The organism is Escherichia sp. E2586, assembly GCF_005781105.1.
In the GTDB taxonomy this organism is placed as follows: Bacteria; Pseudomonadota; Gammaproteobacteria; order Enterobacterales; family Enterobacteriaceae; genus Escherichia.
Genome location: NZ_VATN01000012.1, coordinates 34,802 through 58,539, shown reverse-complemented (window position 1 = coordinate 58,539; position 23,738 = coordinate 34,802). Strand labels below are relative to the sequence as shown.

Below are 23,738 nucleotides of genomic sequence, written 5' to 3'. Positions count from 1 at the left end.
CATCAGCAACGGCGGCACCGGCACACAGATTAACGGTGACGACGCCACGGCGAATAACAGCGGCAAAACCACCGTTGATGGCAAAGATGCCACTGGCACGGAAATCAACGGCAATAACGGCACCGTTATTCAGGACGGCGATCTGGATGTCAGCGGCGGTGGTCACGGGATTGATATCACCGGCGACAGCGCGACGGTGGACAATAACGGCACCATGACCGTCACCGATCCGGAGTCCATCGGCATTCAGATCGACGGCGACCAGGCGGTTGTTAATAACGAAGGTGACAGCTCCATCAGCAACGGCGGCACCGGTACGCAAATTAACGGTGACGACGCCACGGCGAATAACAGCGGCAAAACCACCGTTGATGGCAAAGATGCCACTGGCACGGAAATCAACGGCAATAACGGCACCGTTATTCAGGACGGCGATCTGGATGTCAGCGGCGGCGGTCACGGGATTGATATTACCGGCGACAGCGCGACGGTGGATAACAAGGGCACCATGATCGTGACCGATCCGGAGTCCATCGGCATTCAGATCGACGGCGACCAGGCGGTTGTTAACAACGAAGGCGACAGCACTATCACCAACGGCGGCACCGGCACACAGATTAACGGTGACGACGCCACGGCGAATAACGGCGGCAAAACCACCGTTGATGGCAAAGATGCCACTGGCACGGAAATCAACGGTAATAGCGGTACCGTTATTCAGGACGGCGATCTGGACGTCAGCGGCGGTGGTCACGGGATTGATATCACTGGCGACAGCGCGACGGTGGACAATAACGGCACCATGACCGTGACCGATCCGGAGTCCATCGGCATTCAGATCGACGGCGACCAGGCGGTTGTTAACAACGAAGGCGACAGCACCATCACCAACGGAGGCACCGGCACACAGATTAACGGTGACGACGCCACGGCGAATAACGGCGGCAAAACCACCGTTGATGGCAACGATGCCACTGGCACGGAAATCAACGGCAATAACGGCACCGTTATTCAGGACGGCGATCTGGACGTCAGCGGCGGCGGTCACGGGATTGATATCACCGGCGACAGCGCGACGGTGGATAACAAGGGCACCATGACCGTCACCGATCCGGAGTCCATCGGTATTCAGATCGACGGCGACAAGGCGGTTGTCAATAACGAAGGCGACAGCACTATCACCAACGGCGGCACCGGCACACAGATTAACGGTGACGATGCTACCGCCAACAACAACGGCAAAACCACCGTTGACGGCAAGGACTCCACCGGCACAGAAATCGCTGGAAATAATGCGACAGTCAATCAGAACGGTGATCTGAATGTAAGTGGCGGGGCTCATGGAATGGATATCACCGGTGACAGTGCGACGGTGAATAACAAGGGCACCATAACCGTTACAGATGAGGGTTCGATCGGTATTCAGATCGAAGGTGAGAACGCGACCTTTTCGAATACCGGCAAGGTTGATGTTACGAATTCAGCTACCGGGTTTAGCATCACTACTAATAATGGGGATGTCTCAGTGGCTGGCGATATGCAGATTGGTGATTTCTCCACGGGGCTTGTGCTCAATGGTGACGACAACAAATTAACGTTGGCTACGACCGATCTGAATGTAACCGGGCAGTCGGCCACTGGGGTTAATGTTAATGGTGATGGTAATAACGTTGATATCACTGGCAACATCAAGGTTGATAAAGATCAGTTAGCGGATAATGGTGCTGAAAAATTTTACGATACTTCTACTGGCATTAGTATTAAAGGCAATAATAACAATACAAATGTCGATGGTAAATTGACAGTTGTTGCCGATAGTGAAACGACTACCCAGTCATATTTAAAATATGATGGTAGTCAGGAGAATATCTCTGGTTTGGTAGTGACAGGTGATGACAATACAATTAATTTAAATAGTGGCATTCATCTGGTAGGTGAGGCTAATCAATTAACCGATGGTTCTGCTATAGCTGCGCAGCGCAAGGGATATGGCGATGTTCAGGTCATTAGTGTTGATGGACAATCCACTGTTCATCTTAAAGGGGATTCAACAATAAGTGGTGATTTCCCATTAGGTTATGAAAGTATCATTCAGTTAAATAATAAAGCTATACTTGAGGTCGATGTTGGTGCCACACTAAGTATGGGTGATATTACTTCTTATGATCATTACAACACGCCAGAATCAAGACTCATAGGTGTTAATTCAGGAGCGAGTGCAATAAATAATGGTGACATAGCACTAAGAAACATTGGATTTGCAACAGTATCAGACGCTGACTCTACCGGTATTAACAATGGTTCCATTACATTGGAACAATATTTTTATGGGCAAGTACAAACTGCTGGTGCTGGATTCTTTGCGACACAAGATGGTAATGCAACAAATAATGGGACAATTACCGCAAAAATAATGCAGCAACAGAGTGTGATGAATATCTATTCTGACCTTGGAAGTACAACCCCAGCTGCGTTCTATAATAGAGCATCTGGCACTACAGGGATGGAGTCGTTCATCAATGGCTCAGTGGTCAATACTGTAGACGGAATTATTGATTTGTATGGACGCGGCACGATCGGTATGCTGGCCATTGATAATTCCACTGCAGATAATGCGGGGAAAATCAGTCTGGATTCGTTGTGGGTTGATGTAAACGACACAACTACGTTGAATAATAACATTGGCTCCGCTGACGCCAGAGATTTTGGCGTAGGTATGGCTGTGGGTACCGATACAGGTAGTAGCCCAAAAGAAAACGCAGTTGCAACCAACCAGCAAGGCGGGGTCATCACCGTCTATAACGCCGGTGCAGGGATGGCTGCTTATGGTGCAAGCAATATCGTCATAAACCAGGGGACGATTAATCTTGAGAAAAATAGTCATTATGATGCAAACCTGGCAGCAAACACCCTGGTAGGGATGGCTGTTTATAACTATGGTACTGCTATCAACGACCAGACAGGTATTATTAATATTAATGTTGATACCGGTCAGGCGTTTTATAACGATGGCACAGGTACAATCCTTAATTATGGTGCTATTAATCTGTTTGGTGTTCCTATGGATGAAGCTGATCCACATATGGGGGCTACAACAGAAAACAAAGATCTATTAAGAGAGCTGAGCAAGAGTGGTGAATCAGTTACCAAAACATCCACTAAGGATGGATTTATCATTACTGCGCCATTAGTTAATGATGGTAATGAAACGTTGAATGGTGATTTAAAAGCATCAAACTGGTTGTACAATGAAGAAAATGCCAGTCTGACGGTTAATGGTAAGTTGGATATCATAAAAGGATTGGAAAATAAAGGAGTGCTGGAGTCCGACACCATCAATGCTAGTACCAGTATTTATAACCGTGCTTCGGGAAGTATCACAACCGATCTGTTAACGTTGAATGGTGGAATAAACTTCTATAATGAAGGTATTTTCAGCGGTGTTATTAATGGAACTAGTTATAAACAAAATATTGTTAACACTGGTGATATGACAGTAACTGCTGATGGTAGCTCTTTAATAAACGGTAGTTTCTTGCTTTATAATGAAGCAGGTTCGACGCTCACAAATAGCGGCAATGCTATTGCGGGAGGGGAAAATGCTATCGTTAATGTGACTCGTACTGGTGATTCACTTGCCCAGGTTAACCGCGGTACTATTACCGCGACTAATGGTTACAGCGCGATTAAAACCGCTAATACCGGTTCAAATAGTAATGGTAAGTGGATCTGGAATACGGAAACTGGCGTTATTAATGGTATTAATCCAACTGCGCCATTGATTGATTTAGGCCGTGGATATAATTTCGCAAATGCCGGAACAATCAATATTCAGGGTGATGGTGCAGTTGCCATTAGTGGAGGAGCTACCAGTTACACAATCCAGTTGGTGAACAGTGGCACGATTAACGTGGGTACTGAACAGGGCAAAGCTGATGGAAGCAACGGTGAAGGCCTGATTGGCATTAAAGGTAATGGTTCTGCAACGACGATTAATAACACTAAAGACGGCGTTATTAATCTTTACGCAGATAATTCATGGGCGTTTGGTGGTTCCACTAAAGCGATCGTCAATAACGGTATTATCAACCTGCTGTGTAATATTGGTTGCGATATTTATGCACCAAATACAACAGGGACGAGAAATGATCATGATGGTACTACTGATATCACCGTACCGAATGCTTCTGCGACACCAGGACAAGGCAATGTACCTGCTGCGCCTGTTGAGTCAGTTACCCAGCAAAAACTCACCAATTACACCATTGGTACCAACAGTGACGGAAGTTCCGGCACGTTGAGAGCCAATAATCTGGTCATAAGTGACAACGTCACGGTCAATACCGGCTTCAGTGCCGGTACTGCTGATACCAGCGTAGTGATTGATGATGTTTTCAAAGGTGAAAATATCAGCGGCGTGGAGAATATTACTTCCTCCTCAGTTGTCTGGAACGCTAAAGGCAGCACCGATGTCAATGGCAACGTTGACGTCACCATGAGTAAAAACGCCTACACCGAGGTGGCAACTGATGCTTCGGTGAATGACGTCGCGAAAGCACTGGATGCGAGTTATACCAACAACGAGCTGTACACCAGCCTTAACGTTGGTACTACGGCAGAATTGAATAGCGCACTTAAGCAAATCAGCGGCAGCCAGGCCACGACAGTGTTCCGTGAAGCGCGCGTGTTAAGTAATCGCTTCAGTATGCTGGCGGATGCGGCACCGAAGGTGGGTAACGGTCTGGCGTTCAATGTAGTCGCAAAAGGCGATCCGCGTGCCGAGTTGGGCAACAACACCGAGTACGACATGCTGGCATTGCGTAAAACTCTCGATCTGAGCGAAAGCCAGAGCCTGAGTCTGGAGTATGGTATCGCGCGTCTCGATGGCGATGGTGCACAGAAAGCGGGTGATAACGGGGTGACTGGCGGCTACAGCCAGTTCTTTGGCCTGAAACATCAGATGTCCTTCGAGAATGGCATGAGCTGGAATAACGCATTGCGTTATGACGTGCATAACCTCGACAGCAGTCGTTCAATTGCATTTAGCAACACGAGCAAAACGGCAGATACCGATGTGAAACAGCAGTACCTTGAGTTCCGTAGCGAAGGAGCGAAGACCTTCGAGCCGAGCGAGGGGCTGAAGCTCACACCATATGCGGGTGTAAAACTGCGTCACACACTGGAAGGTGGCTATCAGGAGCGAAATGCCGGAGACTTTAACCTGAGTATGAACAGCGGCAGCGAAACGGCAGTAGACAGTATCGTCGGGTTGAAACTGGACTACGCAGGCAAAGACGGCTGGAGCGCGAACGCGACACTGGAAGGTGGGCCAAACCTGAGTTATGCGAAGAGCCAGCGTAATGCAAGCCTTGCCGGCGCAGGCAGTCAGCACTTTAATGTTGATGACGGTCAGAAAGGCGGCGGTATTAATAATCTTGCAAGCGTTGGCGTGAAGTACAGCAGTAAAGAAAGTTCGCTGAATCTAGATGCTTACCACTGGAAAGAGGATAGCATCAGCGATAAAGGCGTAATGCTGAACTTTAAGAAAACGTTCTAATGATTAGGTCGTGAAGAAAACCGCAACGCTGATTCAGGTTGCGGTTTTTTATTGCCAGATGCGACGCCTGGCATGTCTTATCCAGCCAACGGTTTGCTGCTTTTCCCTGCGCCGGTATGTGCAGTACATCCGGCAATCTTGTTTACGTCTTCGCATTTATTTTCGTTTTTCATTTCTATACTGATTTTTCGTATTCCGTTTTATTACAGGGCAGGGTGTTATGAGCAGCAACACATTTACTCTCGGTACAAAATCCGTTAATCGTCTTGGTTACGGTGCAATGCAACTGGCTGGGCCTGGCGTTTTCGGCCCTCCGAAAGATCGCCATATCGCAATTACCGTGCTGCGTGAGGCACTGGCATTGGGCGTCAATCACATTGACACCAGCGACTTTTATGGTCCGCATGTCACCAATCAGATTATCCGTGAAGCGCTTTATCCTTACTCTGACGACCTGACAATTGTCACTAAAATTGGCGCGCGGCGTGGTGAGGATGCTTCCTGGCTGCCCGCTTTTTCTCCGGCAGAGCTGCAAAAAGCGGTGCACGATAATCTACGTAATCTCGGCCTGGACGTACTGGATGTGGTTAACCTGCGCGTTATGTTTGGCGATGGTCATGGCCCAGCGGAAGGATCGATTGAAGCCAGCCTGACCGTGCTGGCGGAGATGCAACAACAAGGGCTGGTAAAACATATTGGTCTGAGTAACGTCACACCGACGCAGGTTGCAGAGGCGCGTAAGATTGCCGAAATCGTCTGTGTACAGAACGAATACAACATCGCGCACCGTGCTGATGACGCAATGATTGATGCTTTGGCCCGCGATGGCATTGCATACGTACCGTTCTTTCCGCTCGGTGGTTTCACGCCGCTGCAATCCTCCACGCTTTCGGAAGTGGCAGCAAACCTTAATGCGACACCGATGCAGGTGGCGCTGGCATGGCTGTTACAGCGTTCACCGAATATTTTGCTTATCCCTGGGACGTCTTCCGTCGCGCATTTACGGGAGAATATGGCTGCTGAAAAATTGCATCTTTCTGAGGAAGTGTTGTCTACGTTGGATAGTATTTAACAAACAACAGGGGGGAACATTCCGGTTCCCTTTTTTACAGCATGGAGTGCATATGTTTAAAACAAGGATTGATAATGACGCTCTATCAGGTTAAACCGCTTTTCCAGTCGTTGTTAAGACCGGTAATGTTTTGGCTTCATAAGCGTCATGTCACAGCAAATCATATTACTCTTGCTGCACTGGCACTTTCTCTTCTTACCGGATTGCTGTTAACGCTACTGCCACAGCCGATGTTGTTTCTGCTACTGCCCGTCGTTTTGTTTGTCCGTATGGCGCTTAACGCGCTGGATGGTATGCTGGCGCGCGAGTGTAATCAGCAAACACGACTGGGCGCAATATTGAATGAGACGGGCGATGTTATTTCTGATATCGCGCTCTATTTTCCGTTTCTGTTTTTACCTGACAGTAATGCATCGCTCGTGATACTCATGTTATTTTGCACCATATTGACCGAGTTTTGCGGTTTACTCGCGCAGACGATTAACGGTATTCGCAGTTATGCCGGTCCATTTGGCAAAAGCGACCGTGCGTTAATATTTGGTATATGGAGCATAACTATTGCTGTCTATCCACAGTGGATGCAATGGAATAATATTTTATGGGGCATTGCGATAATACTGCTGCTATGGACGGCGATTAATCGTTGTCGGAACGCGCTCCTTATGGGAGCTGAAAAATAATGCTAGAGAAATCACTGGCGATACTTTTTGCTCTCTTAATATTAGCGACGCTGATAAATCTTTTTCGGGTACGGCGGATACCAGAGAGAAAGAAGGATGAAGTCTCATTACGTATTCGTAGCTGGTGGGGCATTATTATTTGTTTCTCACTGGCAATTTCAGGGCCATGCTGGGTAACGCTAACGTTTTTTTCGTTGATTAGCTTTCTGGCGTTGAAAGAGTATTTAAGGCTTATCTCCATCGATTTTCCTTGTTGGTTATATGTAGTCATTCCCATTAACTATTTGCTGGTTAGTTTTAATTATTTTGAATTGTTTCTGCTGTTTATACCGCTGTGTGGATTTTTGATATTAGCCACACGGCAGGCCTTCGTTGGTGAAACAGCAGGTTTTCTGCATTCCGTAAGCTGTATTTACTGGGGCTGGATAATGACCATCTTTGCGCTGAGCCATGCCGTATGGTTATTGATGTTACCAGCTATACATATTCAGAGTGGGGGATTGTTGGTGTTGTTTCTGCTGACGTTAACTGAATCAAACGATATTGCGCAGTATTTATGGGGAAAATCTTTCGGCAAAAGAAAAGTAGTACCTAAAGTGAGCCCAGGAAAAACACTGGAAGGCCTGGTGGGGGGCGTAATCACCACGATGATTGCGTCACTGATTATTGGACCGTTACTGACGCCGCTAAATACAATACAAGCATTATTAGCGGGTTTGTTAATTGGTATTAGTGGTTTTTGTGGCGATGTAGTGATGTCAGCCATCAAACGAGATGTTGGTGTTAAAGATAGTGGCACACTATTTCCTGGACATGGTGGTCTGCTGGACAGGATTGACTCATTAATTTTCTCCGCCCCGTTGTTTTTTTATTTCATTCGCTACTGCTGTTACTGAAGGAAAATAGAGAAAATGGAAAATTCACGCATCCCTGGGGAACATTTTTTTACCACCAGCGATAATACAACGTTGTTTTATCGGCACTGGCCCGCTTTACAGCCAGGGGCGAAAAAGGTCATCGTCTTATTTCATCGCGGTCATGAACATTCTGGTCGTCTACAACATCTCGTTGATGAACTGGCTATGCCAGATACTGCTTTTTATGCCTGGGATGCCCGAGGGCATGGAAAAACTTCGGGGCCGCGTGGTTATAGCCCGTCTCTTATGCGCTCAGTGCAGGATGTTGATGAATTTGTCCGTTTTGCTGCCAGCGACAGCCAAGTCGGACTGGAAGAAGTGGTTGTGATCGCGCAAAGCGTCGGCGCAGTGCTGGTTGCCACATGGGTTCATGATTATGCGCCTGCAATTCGTGGGCTGGTGCTGGCTTCTCCGGCCTTTAAGGTTAAATTGTATGTGCCGCTGGCACGTCCTGCGCTGGCGTTATGGCATCGTCTGCGTGGTCTGTTTTTTATTAATTCCTATGTGAAAGGACACTATTTGACCCACGATCGGCAACGGGTAGCGAGTTTCAATAACGATCCGCTGATCACACGGGCGATTGCCGTCAATATCTTGCTCGATCTCTATAAAACGTCTGACCGTATTGTCAACGATGCGGCGGCGCTTACGCTCCCCACGCAACTTCTGATATCAGGCGATGACTATGTTGTGCATCGCCAACCACAGATCGACTTTTATCTGCGTTTACGTAGTCCACTGAAAGAGCTGCATCTGCTGCCAGGCTTTTATCACGATACGCTGGGCGAAGAGAACAGGGGGCAGGCGTTTGAGAAGATAAGCCGTTTTATTAGACGCTTGTACGCAAATGAGCCACAGACGTTTGATTATCAACATGAGGACCGTACAGGACCATCGGCGGATCGCTGGCGACTGCTTTCTGGTGGCCCTGTGCCGCTATCTGCTGCTGACCTGCAATACCGTGTGATGCGTAAAGCAATGAACGTGTTGGGTGAGCAGTCTGTTGGCGTACAGCTTGGAATGAGCACTGGCTTTGATTCAGGCAGTTCGCTGGATTATGTCTATCAAAATCAACCGCAAGGTAGTAACGCATTCGGGCGCTTAATCGACAAAATCTACCTAAATAGTGTTGGCTGGCGCGGTATTCGCAAGCGCAAAACCCATTTACAAATGCTGATTAAACAAGCCGTTGCCGATCTCCACGCCAAAGGTTTACCCGTCCGCGTGGTTGACATTGCCGCAGGGCATGGGCGCTATGTACTGGATGCACTGGCAAACGAGCCTGCCGTAAGCGATATTTTGTTACGTGATTACAGTGAGTTAAATATTGCACAGGGGCAAGAGATGATTGCCCAACGGGGAATGTCTGGGCAGGTGCGTTTTGAACAGGGCGATGCGTTTAACCTGGAGGAACTCAGCGCGTTAACTCCGCGGCCTACCTTGGCGATTGTCTCTGGACTGTATGAGCTTTTTCCCGAAAATGAGCAGGTAAAGAACTCCCTCGCAGGTCTTGCCAATGCCATCGAACCGGGCGGCATTCTCATCTACACCGGGCAGCCGTGGCACCCACAACTGGAGCTGATTGCCGGGGTGTTAACCAGTCATAAAGATGGTAAACCGTGGGTGATGCGCGTGCGTTCGCAAGGGGAGATGGATTCGCTCGTGCATGATGCCGGATTTGATAAATGCACACAACGGATTGATGAGTGGGGTATTTTTACGGTTTCGATGGCGGTGCGTCGTGATAACTGAACGCCGGAACGTATTGCTACAAGGAGCTGGCTGGTTATTGTTGCTTGCCCCGTTTTTCTTCTTCACCTATGGATCTCTTAATCAGTTCACCGCGGTTCAGGACCTTAACAGCCATGATATCCCCAGTCAGGTATTCGGTTGGGAAACGGCGATCCCTTTTCTTCCTTGGACTATTGTTCCTTACTGGAGTCTGGATCTTTTATATGGGTTTTCGTTGTTCGTTTGTAGTTCGACATTCGAACAGCGCCGACTGGTTCACCGGCTTATTCTGGCAACGGTAATGGCCTGCTGCGGTTTTTTTCTCTATCCGCTGAAGTTTAGTTTTATCCGTCCTGAAGTGAGTGGGGTGACAGGATGGCTATTTTCGCAACTTGAACTGTTTGATCTGCCTTATAACCAGTCTCCTTCGCTGCATATTATTCTCTGCTGGCTACTTTGGCGTCACTTTCGTCAGCATCTGGCTGTGAGGTGGCGTAAAGTCTGCGGCGGATGGTTTTTACTCATCGCCATTTCGACGCTGATGACCTGGCAGCATCATTTTATTGATGTCATCACGGGGCTGGCGGTAGGTATGTTAATTGACTGGATGGTGCCCGTCGACCGTCGTTGGAATTACCAGAAACCTGATCAACGTCGAATCAAAATAGCACTGCCATATGTCGTAGGCGCGTGCTCGTGCATTGTGTTGATGGAGCTAATGATAATGCTTCAGTTATGGTGGTCAGTCTGGTTATGTTGGCCAGTATTATCGCTATTCATTATTGGCCGTGGGTACGGTGGGCTTGGCGCGATAACAACAGGGAAAGATAGTCAGGGGAAACTCCCGCCCGCCGTTTACTGGCTGACATTGCCCTGGCGTATCGGGATGTGGCTGTCTATGCGTTGGTTTTGTCTTCGCCTGGAGTCGGTGAGCAAAATTACTACTGGTGTTTATTTAGGGGCGTTTCCACGACATATTCCGGCACAGAATGCGGTTCTGGATGTCACCTTTGAATTCCCTCGTGGACGAGCGACAAAAGATCGACTCTATTTCTGTGTGCCGATGCTGGATCTGGTGGTTCCGGAAGAGGGGGAGCTTCGGCAGGCCGTGGCGATGCTGGAAACATTACGCGAAGAGCAAGGCAGCGTTCTGGTCCATTGCGCATTGGGATTATCGCGCAGTGCTCTGGTGGTGGCGGCATGGTTGTTATGTTACGGACACTGTAAAACCGTTGATGAAGCGATTAGCTATATTCGAGCCAGACGCTCGCAGATTGTGCTGAAGGAAGAGCACAAAGCGATGCTGAGATTGTGGGAAAATAGGTTAGCGGATTGAGATGTGGACTGAACTACAGTCCACATCAAGATCGTGTCCGGTTATGCAGCAACAATGCTATCAATGGCTGCTTTCGCGTCAGACTGTGCTTTTGCTGCCATTTCCGGACCGTAGGCAATCCCTTCGGCGAAAACAAATTTCACATCGGTAATGCCGATAAAGCCGAGGAACGTGGACAGATACGGCGTCACCAGGTCCGTTGGTCCATCTTTGTGGATCCCACCGCGGCTGGTAATAACGATGGCTTTTTTACCCGTTACCAGACCTTCCGGACCATTCTCGGTATAGCGGAAAGTAACGCCTGCACGTGCAACCAGGTCAAAATAGTTTTTCAACTGAGTCGAGATGTTGAAGTTGTACATCGGTGCCGCAATAACGATAACGTCGTGGGCTTTCAGCTCGGCAATTAGCTCATCGGAAAGCGCTAAAGCCTCCTGCTGACGCGGAGTCAGCGGCGCATCGCTCGGACGCAGAGCGCCAACCAGTTCACCATCCAGGACCGGAATCGGATTTGCAGCCAGGTCACGAACAGTGATTTCATCAGCGGAATGCTTTTCACGCCACTGTTCAACAAAATAATCGGACAACTGATTAGACTGAGAGTACCCTGCCAGGATGCTGGATTTAAGAACTAATACCTTGCTCATGGTGTTTCCTTATAGATGTTTGAATGGGCGATGCCCCGTTGCTTGTTGACACTTTATTCACAATCCTGCCACAGAGATAGCGCAATATATCGAAGTCTATGTTCGAATTTATTGAACAACACATAAAAAGCTGCGATGTGGTACTCTATATCTATCATTTAAAAGAAAATTAATCAGGCACGACGCTGCCCTCTAACGTTATGACAGAACAACAAAAATTGACCTTTAACGCCTTACAGCAACGGCTGGATTCGCTGATGCTGCGTGACAGACTGCGTTTTTCTCGCCGTCTGCACGGTGTGAAGAAGGTTAAAAATCCTGATGCACAACAGGCCATTTTCCAGGAGATGGCGAAAGAGATTGACCATGCGGCAGGGAAAGTCCTGCTGCGTGAAGCGGCACGACCGGAAATTACTTATCCGGACAATTTACCGGTTAGTCAGAAAAAACAGGACATTCTCGAAGCAATTCGTGATCACCAGGTGGTGATCGTCGCCGGGGAAACGGGTTCTGGTAAAACGACTCAGCTACCGAAAATCTGTATGGAGCTGGGGCGCGGGATTAAAGGGCTGATCGGCCATACCCAGCCGCGTCGCCTGGCGGCAAGAACGGTGGCGAACCGTATTGCGGAAGAGCTGAAAACGGAGCCGGGCGGTTGCATCGGTTACAAAGTGCGTTTCAGCGATCACGTAAGTGATAACACGATGGTCAAGCTGATGACCGACGGTATCTTGCTGGCGGAAATCCAGCAAGATCGCCTGTTGATGCAGTACGACACCATCATCATCGACGAAGCGCACGAACGTAGCCTGAACATTGATTTTCTGCTCGGCTATTTGAAAGAGTTGCTGCCGCGGCGTCCTGACCTAAAAATCATTATCACTTCCGCGACTATCGACCCGGAACGCTTTTCGCGCCACTTTAATAATGCGCCGATTATTGAAGTCTCCGGTCGGACCTATCCGGTGGAAGTGCGCTATCGCCCGATTGTTGAAGAAGCCGATGACACCGAGCGCGACCAGTTGCAGGCTATTTTCGATGCCGTAGATGAACTGAGCCAGGAAAGCCCTGGCGACATTCTGATCTTTATGAGCGGCGAGCGAGAAATTCGCGATACCGCCGATGCGCTGAACAAGCTGAACTTACGCCATACCGAAATCTTGCCGCTTTATGCGCGGCTTTCGAACAGCGAACAGAACCGCGTCTTCCAGTCGCACAGCGGACGGCGCATTGTGCTGGCGACCAACGTTGCAGAAACCTCGCTGACCGTACCGGGTATAAAGTACGTTATCGATCCAGGTACGGCGCGTATCAGCCGTTACAGCTATCGCACTAAAGTGCAGCGTTTGCCGATTGAGCCAATTTCGCAGGCTTCAGCTAATCAGCGTAAAGGCCGCTGCGGACGTGTGTCAGAAGGGATCTGTATTCGTCTCTATTCGGAAGACGATTTCCTCTCGCGCCCGGAGTTTACCGATCCGGAGATTCTGCGTACTAACCTGGCATCGGTTATTTTGCAGATGACCGCGCTGGGGCTGGGCGATATCGCCGCGTTCCCGTTTGTTGAAGCGCCAGATAAACGCAATATTCAGGATGGTGTGCGTCTGCTCGAAGAGCTGGGCGCGATCACCACGGATGAACAGGCCAGTGCCTATAAACTGACGCCGCTCGGTCGCCAGCTCTCGCAGTTGCCTGTCGACCCACGTCTGGCGCGTATGGTGCTGGAAGCGCAAAAACATGGCTGCGTGCGTGAGGCGATGATTATCACGTCCGCGCTCTCCATTCAGGATCCGCGCGAGCGTCCGATGGATAAACAGCAGGCATCGGACGAAAAACATCGTCGCTTCCACGACAAAGAGTCTGACTTCCTCGCGTTTGTAAATCTGTGGAATTATCTTGGCGAGCAGCAAAAGGCGCTTTCTTCAAACGCCTTCCGTCGCCTGTGTCGTACCGATTATCTCAACTATCTGCGCGTGCGCGAATGGCAGGATATCTACACCCAGTTGCGCCAGGTAGTTAAAGAACTCGGCATTCCGGTGAACAGCGAACCGGCGGAGTATCGCGAAATTCACATCGCCTTACTGACCGGTTTGCTTTCCCATATCGGCATGAAAGATGCCGATAAACAAGAATATACCGGCGCACGTAACGCGCGTTTTTCCATTTTCCCCGGTTCCGGTTTATTCAAAAAGCCGCCGAAATGGGTGATGGTGGCGGAACTGGTAGAAACCAGCCGCCTGTGGGGGCGCATTGCGGCACGCATCGATCCGGAATGGGTGGAACCCGTCGCTCAGCATTTGATTAAACGCACCTACAGTGAACCGCACTGGGAACGGGCGCAGGGCGCGGTGATGGCAACGGAAAAAGTCACCGTTTATGGCTTGCCGATTGTCGCCGCGCGTAAGGTTAACTACAGCCAGATTGATCCTGCGCTGTGTCGTGAACTCTTTATTCGCCATGCGCTGGTGGAAGGTGACTGGCAGACGCGTCACGCTTTCTTCCGCGAAAACCTGAAACTGCGGGCAGAAGTGGAAGAGCTGGAACACAAATCACGTCGCCGCGATATTCTGGTTGATGACGAAACGTTGTTTGAGTTCTACGACCAGCGCATCAGCCATGATGTGATCTCTGCACGCCACTTCGACAGCTGGTGGAAAAAAGTCAGCCGCGAAACGCCTGATTTGCTCAACTTTGAAAAGAGTATGTTGATCAAAGAAGGTGCGGAAAAAATCAGCAAGCTGGATTACCCAAACTTCTGGCATCAGGGCAATCTCAAGCTGCGTTTGAGCTATCAGTTTGAGCCAGGTGCAGATGCTGACGGTGTGACCGTACATATTCCGCTGCCGTTACTTAACCAGGTTGAGGAGAGTGGGTTTGAGTGGCAGATCCCCGGCCTGCGCCGCGAACTGGTGATTGCTCTGATTAAATCGTTGCCAAAACCGGTACGCCGTAATTTTGTACCCGCGCCAAACTACGCCGAAGCGTTTTTAGGCCGCGTCACACCGCTGGAGTTACCGTTGCTCGACAGCCTTGAACGCGAGCTACGGCGGATGACCGGCGTTACCGTTGACCGCGAAGACTGGCACTGGGATCAGGTGCCTGATCACCTGAAAATCACCTTCCGCGTGGTGGATGACAAAAACAAGAAGCTAAAAGAAGGACGCTCGCTACAAGATCTGAAAGATGCCCTGAAAGGCAAAGTGCAGGAAACGCTGTCTGCGGTGGCGGATGACGGTATCGAGCAGAGCGGCTTACATATCTGGAGTTTTGGTCAACTGCCGGAAAGCTACGAACAGAAGCGTGGCAACTACAAAGTGAAAGCGTGGCCGGCGCTGGTGGATGAGCGCGACAGTGTGGCGATCAAACTGTTTGATAACCCGCTGGAGCAAAAGCAGGCAATGTGGAACGGTCTTCGCCGTCTACTGCTGCTGAATATTCCATCGCCGATCAAGTATTTGCATGAGAAGTTACCAAACAAAGCTAAGCTGGGGCTGTACTTTAACCCGTATGGTAAAGTGCTGGAGCTGATTGACGACTGTATTTCCTGCGGTGTGGATCAACTGATCGACGCCAATGGTGGACCGGTCTGGACGGAAGAAGGCTTTGCTGCGCTGCATGAAAAAGTGCGCGCTGAACTGAACGACACGGTGGTGGATATTGCGAAGCAGGTCGAACAAATCCTCACTGCGGTGTTCAATATCAACAAACGCCTGAAAGGTCGGGTGGATATGACGATGGCGCTGGGACTGTCGGATATCAAAGCGCAGATGGGCGGGCTGGTTTATCGCGGTTTTGTTACTGGTAACGGCTTCAAACGGCTGGGCGACACGCTGCGATATTTGCGGGCGATTGAAAAACGACTGGAAAAACTGGCGATTGATCCACATCGCGACCGTGTGCAGATGCTGAAAGTCGAAAACGTCCAGCAGGCGTGGCAGCAATGGATCAACAAACTGCCGCCTGCACGTCGTGAGGATGAAGACGTGAAAGAGATCCGCTGGATGATAGAAGAGCTGCGCGTTAGTTACTTCGCTCAACAGTTGGGGACACCTTATCCGATTTCAGATAAGCGTATTTTGCAGGCGATGGAGCAGATTAGCGGTTAACCCTGCTATTTGCCTGATAAATCTAAAACCCGGTAAGCCTATGCTGCTGGGTTTTTTATTAATTCTAAAAACGGTAAAGGCAAAAATTGGGGAATTCAGAAAAATACAATTCTCTGCTGCAAGATGAATAATGTTTATCTACAGCTTTTCCGTAAAAGATATGTCAGGCTTGCGGAGAGGTGGTTAAGGAAATACGGCTTCCTCCTTTCAGAGTGCTCCGCTTCTCATTATTATCTCACGCAGTATTCTTAAGGGAACGATAAGGAGGGACCATGAATATTAACCCGTTTCCGACGCTTTCAGCGTCAACCATTGATGCTATAAACGTTATCGGTCGATGGCTGGCGCAGGATGATTTCTCCGGTGAAGCTCCGTATCAGGCCGATTGCGTGATACTTGCAGGCAATGCTGTCATTCCCACTATCGATGCCGCTTGTAAGATTGCAAGAGATCAGCAAATTCCTTTACTGATTAGCGGTGGTATAGGTCACTCGACAACTTTTTTGTATAGCGCCATCGCACAGCATCCGCACTACAACACTATCAGCACCACTGGCAGGGCAGAAGCTACCATCCTGGCGGATATCGCTCATCAGTTCTGGCACATTCCGCAGGAAAAAATCTGGATTGAAGACCAGTCAACTAACTGTGGAGAAAATGCCCGTTTCAGTATCGCATTATTGAATCAGTTAGCAGAGCGAGTCCATACCACGATTGTCGTCCAGGATCCCACTATGCAACGCCGAACCATGGCGACGTTCCGTCGTATTACCGGAGATAATCCTGATGCGCCTCGCTGGCTAAGTTATCCGGGATTCGTACCACAGTTGGGAAATGATGCAGGCAGCGTGACGTTTGCTAATCCGCTGACAGGACTATGGCCAGTTGAGCGATATTTGTCTCTACTTACTGGCGAGCTGCCACGCTTGCGCGATGACAGCGATGGCTATGGACCGCGCGGACGCGATTTTATCGTTCACGTCGATTTTCCGTCAGAAGTTATGCAGGCATGGCAGCTATTACAGTATGACGCTGTGCTTATTGAGGCAATGGAGAGTCGCTCACTGCGCTAATAATTGCCCGTTTGTGAACAAATGATTGCAAACGGGTAATAATCTGATCTTTTTCTTCCTCTCTTTATTCCCGTCGTATCTCTTTTTATGAAGCCTTTCACAAAATTGCACATCCACGATGCCTTCTCTGCTGTGATTGATGTTAATTAACGCATGAGTTACAAAATATAAACATATCAATCGCAGGAGTAGCCCATGTCTGTACCCGTTCAACATCCTATGTATATCGATGGACAGTTTATCACCTGGCGCGGCGACGCATGGATTGATGTGGTTAACCCCGCAACAGAGGCAGTGATTTCCCGCATTCCTGATGGCCAGGCTGAAGATGCTCGCAAAGCAATCGATGCGGCAGAGCGAGCGCAGCCAGAATGGGAAGCATTACCCGCGATTGAACGAGCGAACTGGTTACGGAAAATCTCTGCGGGGATCCGCGAACGGGCCAGTGAAATTAGCTCATTGATCGTCGAGGAAGGTGGCAAAATTCAACAGCTGGCCGAAGTCGAAGTCGCTTTTACTGCTGACTATATCGATTACATGGCGGAATGGGCTCGTCGCTACGAGGGCGAGATTATTCAAAGTGATCGTCCTGGGGAAAACATCCTGCTGTTTAAACGTGCGTTGGGCGTAACGACCGGTATCCTACCGTGGAACTTCCCGTTTTTCCTGATCGCTCGCAAAATGGCGCCAGCTCTTCTCACAGGCAATACCATCGTCATCAAACCGAGCGAATTTACGCCAAACAATGCGATCGCATTTGCTAAAATCGTCGACGAAATTGGCCTACCACGCGGCGTGTTTAACCTTGTGTTAGGACGCGGTGAAACGGTAGGTCAGGAGTTGGCGGGTAATCCAAAAGTCGCTATGGTCAGCATGACAGGCAGCGTCGCTGCCGGAGAAAAAATCATGGCGACCGCGGCGAAAAATATCACCAAAGTGTGTCTGGAGCTGGGGGGCAAAGCCCCTGCTATCGTGATGGATGACGCCGATCTTGAATTGGCCGTCAAAGCCATTGTTGATTCACGCGTGATAAATACCGGGCAGGTGTGTAACTGTGCGGAACGTGTCTATGTGCAGAAAGGTGTTTACGATCGCTTTGTTAATCGACTGGGCGAGGCAATGCAGGCGGTTCAATTTGGTAACCCCGCCGAACGTAACGACATTGCGATGGGGCCGCTGATTAACGCTGCAGCTCTGGAAAGGGTGGAACAAAAGGTAGCGCGGGCAGTAGAAGAGGGCGCGAGAATCGCGTTGGGTGGTAAGGCTGTAGAAGGGAAAGGTTATTATTATCCGCCAACGTTGCTTTTGGATGTCCGCCAGGAAATGTCCATTATGCACGAAGAAACCTTTGGGCCAGTGCTGCCGGTAGTCGCTTTTGACACGCTGGAACAGGCTATCTCCATGGCCAACGACAGCGATTATGGCCTGACGTCATCGATATATACCGAGAATCTTAACGTGGCGATGAAAGCCCTCAAAGGACTCAAGTTTGGCGAAACCTACATCAACCGAGAAAACTTCGAAGCTATGCAAGGTTTCCATGCTGGATGGCGTAAGTCGGGTATTGGCGGCGCAGATGGCAAACATGGTTTGCATGAGTATCTACAGACTCAGGTGGTCTATTTGCAGTCGTAAGATATGAAAGAGGCGGAGGTTTTTCCTCCGCCAGTGCTGGTCAGAGTTTGGCGAATTTTTCCAGAGTACGAATGAGTTGAGTGACAAAACCATACTCGTTATCGTACCAGGCGACGGTCTTCACCAGTTGTAAATCGCCCACTGCGGTGATTTCCGTTTGGGTCGCATCAAACACCGAACCAAAATGGCTGCCAATGATATCGGAAGAGACAATCTCTTCGTCGGTATAACCAAATGACTCGTTATTGGTCGTTGCTTTTTTAAGTGCGTTATTCACCTCTTCAGCAGTCACTTTTTTCCCAAGGATAGACACCAGCTCGGTCACTGAACCTGTTTTCACTGGCACGCGTTGCGCATGGCCTTTAAGTTTGCCGCTAAGTTCCGGGATCACCAGACCAATGGCTTTTGCCGCACCGGTAGTGTGGGGGATGATATTTTCCGCCGCTGCCCGCGATGCACGTAAATCTTTACCACGCGGACCATCCACCAGAGACTGGGTGCCGGTATAGGCATGGATCGTTGTCATTGTGCCAACTTCTATCCCAAAACTGTCATGCAATGCTTTGGCCATCGGCGCAAGACAGTTGGTTGTGCATGACGCCACAGAAATAATGGTGTCGTTGCCATCCAGAGTGCCATCATTGACGTTATAAACGATGGTTTTCATTTCTCCTGCCGGTGCGGAAATCAACACCTTTTTCGCTCCAGCGTCCAGATGCGCCTGGGATTTTTCTGCGGAAGTATAAAAACCGGTACATTCAATGACAATTTCAGCACCTTTTACTTTCCAGGGGATATTTTTCGCGTCTTTTTCGGCGTAAACCGCAATACTTTTTCCATCAACAATAAGTGAATCCTCTGTGAAATCGACGCTCCAGGGGAAAGGACCGTAGTTTGAGTCGTGCTTTAGTAGGTAGGCGAGAATTTTCGGAGACGTAAGATCATTAATGGCGACAACGTCAATGTTACTTTTAATCTCAAGTAGCCGACGTAATACCAGTCGGCCGATACGACCAAAACCGTTAATGCCAACTTTGCTCATGGTTTTCTCCAGTCAAGAACTTGTGGGTAAAAATTAGTCCTTTCCAGGCTTAGACCAGGATGACAGGATGGGCAATCTACCTTTTTGCCATGAAACGTAACGTACTGAAAACGGGTGAACAATATTTAATGAAATTTTAAGAAAAGCTCGTTATGTTAACGGCAAATTGTGTTAAAGCAGGAAATGTTATGGGAATTAGATATTCAAGGTTACAAATTGGCATTCACTGGTTGGTCTTTTTGCTGGTTATTGCAGCCTATTGTGCGATGGAGTTTCGTGGATTTTTCCCGCGTAGCGATCGTCCGGTGATCAACATGATCCACGTTTCATGTGGCATCTCAATTCTCGTGCTGATGGTGGTTCGTCTGTTACTCAGATTGAAATACCCAACGCCGCCCATTGTACCGAAACCCAGGCCCATGATGACGGGACTCGCTCATTTGGGACATTTGGTGATCTATCTCCTGTTTATTGTATTGCCAGTGATTGGTTTGGTGATGATGTATAACCGGGGTAATCCGTGGTTTGCGTTTGGTCTGACAATGCCTTACGCGTCAGAGGCCAATTTTGACCTGGTGGATAGATTAAAGTGGTGGCATGAAACGTTGGCCAATCTGGGATATTACGTTATCGGGCTTCATGCGGCTGCTGCTCTGGCACACCACTATTTATGGAAAGACAACACGCTTTTGCGCATGATGCCGCGTAAGCGCTCCTGAAGGTATTAGAAGAAAGCGCCTGTACTAAACCAGACCCGTGGTACAGGCGAAGAATACGGGCCTACATCGGAAGCGCCTATTATATTTATTTGTATGACAAATAAAACCATAATCCGAGTTTATATGTTCAACGGGTTGATATTTAATCAATATATATACTGTTAAGATTGAAATTCAATTTCTCCAATCTTTGATCTCCCTAAGTGAAATAAAGACCGCACAGCGTATAACTTTTATACCGAACATAAGATTCGGCAAGCCATGGAGGTTGTATGAAAAAGTTGCTCTTTATTTTACTGATGGGATTACTGATGTCTTTTTATGTTGATGCCGGGCGCAAACCCTGTTCTGGTGCGAAAGGGGGGATCTCTCACTGTACAGCTGGCGGCAAATTTGTCTGTAATGATGGTTCTATCAGCGCATCGAAAAAAACATGCACTAACTAAAAGGGGCGCCATGAGAAAATGAACTCGTCAACCAGATGCGCGGGGAATGCTCCCCGCGCAGGCCCTTACCTGGACTGACAGGCCATGAGAGCCGCTACCTCCTTATCACCGTCCCGGAATCGCAGTTCGTAGAGCGTTTGTCGGGTCAGGAGTGTGAATGCCAGAATCGTGATACAGATAATGAGCAGACACACCACCAGGGGGTTGCGCTTCATAGCCTTTCTCCTTGCCGGATGGCAGGTAAGAGGCTAACATCTGAATTGCTAGGTTCATTCGTTGGCCTCGGTTGATAGAAATATCGGTCGGGGCCTTCGTCTTTCTGATTCCCGGTAAGCCTGAAAACAGAAAGTCTCAGGCGCCCGCAAACATCCTATGTAATTACCCTTACCATCGAAATAATCACTTCACGAAATTGCGTGACGGCTTCCGGTAAATCGTTATCAGAGAACACTCGCGGCAAGACTCAATGCGAGCGAGTTTCCAGTTGAGGCATGAATAAGGGGCGCCATGAGAAAATGAACTCGTCAACCAGATGCGCGGGGAATGCTCCCCGCGCAGGCCCTTACCTGGACTGACAGGCCATGAGAGCCGCCACCTCCTTATCACCGTCCCGGAATCGCAGTTCGTAGAGCGTTTGTCGGGTCAGGAGTGTGAATGTCAGAATCGTGATACAGATAATGAGCAGACACACCACCAGGGGGTTGCGCTTCATAGCCTTTTCTCCTTGCCGGATGGCGGGTAAGAGGCTAACATCTGAATTGCTGGTTTCATTCGTTGGCCTCGGTTGATAGAAATATCGGTCGGGGCCTTCGTCTTTCTGATTCCCGGTAAGCCTGAAACCAGAAAGTCTCAGGCGCCCGCAAACATCCTATGCAATTATCCTTACCAGCGAAATAATCACTTCACGAAATTGCGTGGCATTTTCCAGAATTTTTCGTAATACGCCTTACAAGGTATAACTACTCGTAAGTCTCTTCATTCCGATGGTAATAATCTCTCATCGCAAAAATTGTTGTAAAAATGTGATATGAACAGGTTTTTGCCAGTAAGCAATTACCATCGATTGCCGATGACTCACTATCGGGAGTAAACCAGGAAGAGAGACAACGGTCATGAATACAACATCCTCACACCGCTTAGGCTTTTTACATCACATCAGGCTGGTTCCATTATTTGCCTGCATTCTTGGCGGCATCCTGTTTCTGTTTGCCTTGAGTTCATCCCTGGCGGGGTATTTTCTCTGGCAGGCAGACCGCGATCAGCGTGACGTCAGCGGCGAGATCCAGATACGCACGGGTTTAGCAAACAGCTCTGATTTATTGCGTTCAGCCCGGATCAATATGATTCAGGCCGGGGCAGCAAGTCGTATCGCTGAAATGGAAGAGATGAAACGAAATATTGCGCAAGCGGAATTGCAAATAAAGCAATCGCAACAAGGCTATAACGTTTACCGTACTCGTCTGGTGAAAACGCCCGCTGACGATGCGCTGGACGGAGAATTAAATCAGCGTTTCCAGGCTTATATTTTCGGTCTGCAACCCATGTTGAAATATGCCAAAAATGGCATGTTTGAAGCCATTATCAATCATGAAAGTGAGCAGATCAGAACGCTTGATAATGCCTATAACCAGCAGTTAAGCAAAGCCATTGAAATACGTAGCGCCAGAGCTAACCAGCTAGCGGAACAGGCGCATCAGCGTACTCGTCTGGGAGGGATGTTTATGATTGGCGCATTTATACTTGCGCTGGTAATGACGCTGATAACCTTTATGGTGTTACGCCGGATTGTCATTCGTCCACTGCAACATACTGCCCAACGGATTGAAAAAATTGCCAGTGGCGATCTGACTCTGGTTGACGAACCCACTGGCCGCAGTGAAATTGGACGCTTAAGTCGCCATCTACAGCAAATGCAGCATTCGCTGGCGCTGACGGTGGGAACGGTGCGTCAGGGGGCTGAAGAGATCTATCGTGGCACCAGTGAGATTTCTGCCGGTAATGCTGACCTTTCCTCACGCACCGAAGAACAAGCGGCGGCAATTGAACAAACCGCCGCCAGCATGGAGCAACTCACCGCGACAGTGAAGCAAAATTCTGATAACGCACATCATGCCAGCAAACTGGCGCAAGAGGCCTCAAGTAAAGCCGGAGATGGCGGACAAACAGTTTCCGGTGTAGTGCGGACAATGGGTAATATCTCCAGTAGCTCGAAGAAAATTTCTGAAATCACGGCTGTTATCAACAGTATTGCCTTCCAGACCAATATCCTGGCGCTCAATGCCGCCGTTGAGGCCGCACGAGCCGGTGAGCAAGGGCGGGGATTTGCCGTTGTCGCCAGCGAAGTGCGTACACTTGCAAGCCGCAGCGCCCAGGCGGCGAAAGAGATTGAAGGCTTGATCAGTGAGTCCGTCAGGTTAATTGGTCAGGGGGCCGATGAGGTGGCAACGGCAGGGAAAACCATGAGCGCTATTGTTGATGCCGTGGCGAGCGTCACACATATCATGCAAGAAATAGCTGCCGCCTCAGATGAACAAAGCAGAGGTATCACACAAGTTAGCCAGGCGATTTCTGAAATGGATAAAGTGACGCAACAGAACGCTTCTCTGGTGGAAGAGGCTTCAGCTGCGGCGGTATCTCTTGAAGAACAGGCGGCGCGGTTAACTGAAGCCGTGGATGTGTTCCGTCTGAAGAAACAACCAGTTCAGGCGGCTCAACAAGGAACAGGGAATTCAGTGAGTTTGGCAACGGTGTGATAAAAAAGGGATCGTAAGATCCCTTAC

At 49.1% G+C, this 23,738-nt stretch carries 16 protein-coding genes; 12 read left to right on the top strand and 4 right to left on the bottom strand.

Features of this window, described 5'->3' with window-relative positions:
* From FEK50_RS13780 to FEK50_RS13755, 6 genes are all read left to right on the top strand, one after another.
* A partial coding sequence (locus FEK50_RS13780; RefSeq protein WP_138211667.1) for an autotransporter outer membrane beta-barrel domain-containing protein occupies positions 1-5,557 on the top strand: 5,557 nt, incomplete at its 5' end.
* Between the two features lie 220 nt (positions 5,558-5,777).
* A complete protein-coding gene (gene pdxI / locus FEK50_RS13775; RefSeq protein WP_131162343.1) occupies positions 5,778-6,629 on the top strand; it encodes a pyridoxine 4-dehydrogenase in 852 nt (283 codons plus the stop codon).
* 74 nt (positions 6,630-6,703) lie between these two features.
* A complete protein-coding gene (locus FEK50_RS13770) occupies positions 6,704-7,309 on the top strand; it encodes a CDP-alcohol phosphatidyltransferase family protein (RefSeq protein WP_131162344.1) in 606 nt (201 codons plus the stop codon).
* Positions 7,309-8,205: a phosphatidate cytidylyltransferase gene (locus FEK50_RS13765; protein WP_131162345.1), complete on the top strand. Its 897-nt coding sequence runs from the start codon at positions 7,309-7,311 to the stop codon at positions 8,203-8,205. The genes FEK50_RS13770 and FEK50_RS13765 overlap by 1 nt, the downstream gene beginning before the upstream one ends.
* Before the next feature lie 15 nt (positions 8,206-8,220).
* Positions 8,221-9,978 (top strand): bifunctional alpha/beta hydrolase/class I SAM-dependent methyltransferase, encoded by a 1,758-nt coding sequence (locus FEK50_RS13760; protein WP_131162346.1) that lies wholly within the window; start codon positions 8,221-8,223, stop codon positions 9,976-9,978.
* 13 nt (positions 9,979-9,991) lie between these two features.
* Positions 9,992-11,293 (top strand): phosphatase PAP2/dual specificity phosphatase family protein, encoded by a 1,302-nt coding sequence (locus tag FEK50_RS13755; RefSeq protein ID WP_240780282.1) that lies wholly within the window; start codon positions 9,992-9,994, stop codon positions 11,291-11,293.
* Between the two features lie 41 nt (positions 11,294-11,334).
* On the opposite strand, the gene azoR is transcribed toward FEK50_RS13755, so the two are convergent.
* On the bottom strand, positions 11,335-11,940 hold the full coding sequence (gene azoR, locus FEK50_RS13750) for an FMN-dependent NADH-azoreductase (RefSeq protein WP_000048948.1): 606 nt from the start codon (positions 11,938-11,940) through the stop codon (positions 11,335-11,337).
* 200 nt (positions 11,941-12,140) lie between these two features.
* Here azoR and hrpA point away from each other — a divergent pair, with 200 nt between their 5' ends.
* The 3 genes from hrpA (at position 12,141) to aldA (ending at position 18,751) form a co-directional block, all read left to right on the top strand.
* On the top strand, positions 12,141-16,043 hold the full coding sequence (gene hrpA, locus FEK50_RS13745) for an ATP-dependent RNA helicase HrpA (protein WP_130210243.1): 3,903 nt from the start codon (positions 12,141-12,143) through the stop codon (positions 16,041-16,043).
* A 272-nt stretch (positions 16,044-16,315) separates the two neighbouring features.
* A complete protein-coding gene (gene ydcF, locus FEK50_RS13740) occupies positions 16,316-17,116 on the top strand; it encodes a DUF218 domain-containing protein YdcF (protein ID WP_130210241.1) in 801 nt (266 codons plus the stop codon).
* A gap of 195 nt (positions 17,117-17,311) precedes the next feature.
* Positions 17,312-18,751 (top strand): aldehyde dehydrogenase, encoded by a 1,440-nt coding sequence (gene aldA, locus FEK50_RS13735; RefSeq protein WP_131162348.1) that lies wholly within the window; start codon positions 17,312-17,314, stop codon positions 18,749-18,751.
* Positions 18,752-18,791: 40 nt separating this feature from the next.
* Here the strand turns inward: aldA and gap are convergent, their stop codons facing one another.
* Positions 18,792-19,793, bottom strand: coding sequence for a type I glyceraldehyde-3-phosphate dehydrogenase (gene gap / locus FEK50_RS13730; protein ID WP_130210237.1), 1,002 nt, complete (start codon positions 19,791-19,793; stop codon positions 18,792-18,794).
* Positions 19,794-19,981: 188 nt separating this feature from the next.
* Between gap and cybB the strand changes: the two genes are divergently transcribed.
* Entirely contained in the window at positions 19,982-20,512 is a 531-nt protein-coding gene (cybB, locus tag FEK50_RS13725; RefSeq protein WP_130210235.1) for a cytochrome b561, read from the top strand.
* Between the two features lie 272 nt (positions 20,513-20,784).
* Positions 20,785-20,958 carry a hypothetical protein gene (locus FEK50_RS13720; protein ID WP_130210233.1) on the top strand — a complete coding sequence of 58 codons (174 nt, stop codon included), beginning with the start codon at positions 20,785-20,787 and terminating at the stop codon, positions 20,956-20,958.
* Between the two features lie 65 nt (positions 20,959-21,023).
* Here the strand turns inward: FEK50_RS13720 and FEK50_RS13715 are convergent, their stop codons facing one another.
* Together FEK50_RS13715 and hokB are read right to left on the bottom strand one after the other, a co-directional pair.
* Positions 21,024-21,173: a type I toxin-antitoxin system Hok family toxin gene (locus FEK50_RS13715; protein ID WP_064527420.1), complete on the bottom strand. Its 150-nt coding sequence runs from the start codon at positions 21,171-21,173 to the stop codon at positions 21,024-21,026.
* Between the two features lie 347 nt (positions 21,174-21,520).
* Positions 21,521-21,670, bottom strand: coding sequence for a type I toxin-antitoxin system toxin HokB (gene hokB / locus FEK50_RS13710; RefSeq protein ID WP_130219272.1), 150 nt, complete (start codon positions 21,668-21,670; stop codon positions 21,521-21,523).
* A gap of 400 nt (positions 21,671-22,070) precedes the next feature.
* Between hokB and FEK50_RS13705 the strand changes: the two genes are divergently transcribed.
* Complete coding sequence (locus FEK50_RS13705) at positions 22,071-23,711, top strand: methyl-accepting chemotaxis protein (RefSeq protein WP_131161510.1); 1,641 nt, start codon at positions 22,071-22,073, stop codon at positions 23,709-23,711.
* Positions 23,712-23,738 lie beyond the last annotated feature (27 nt).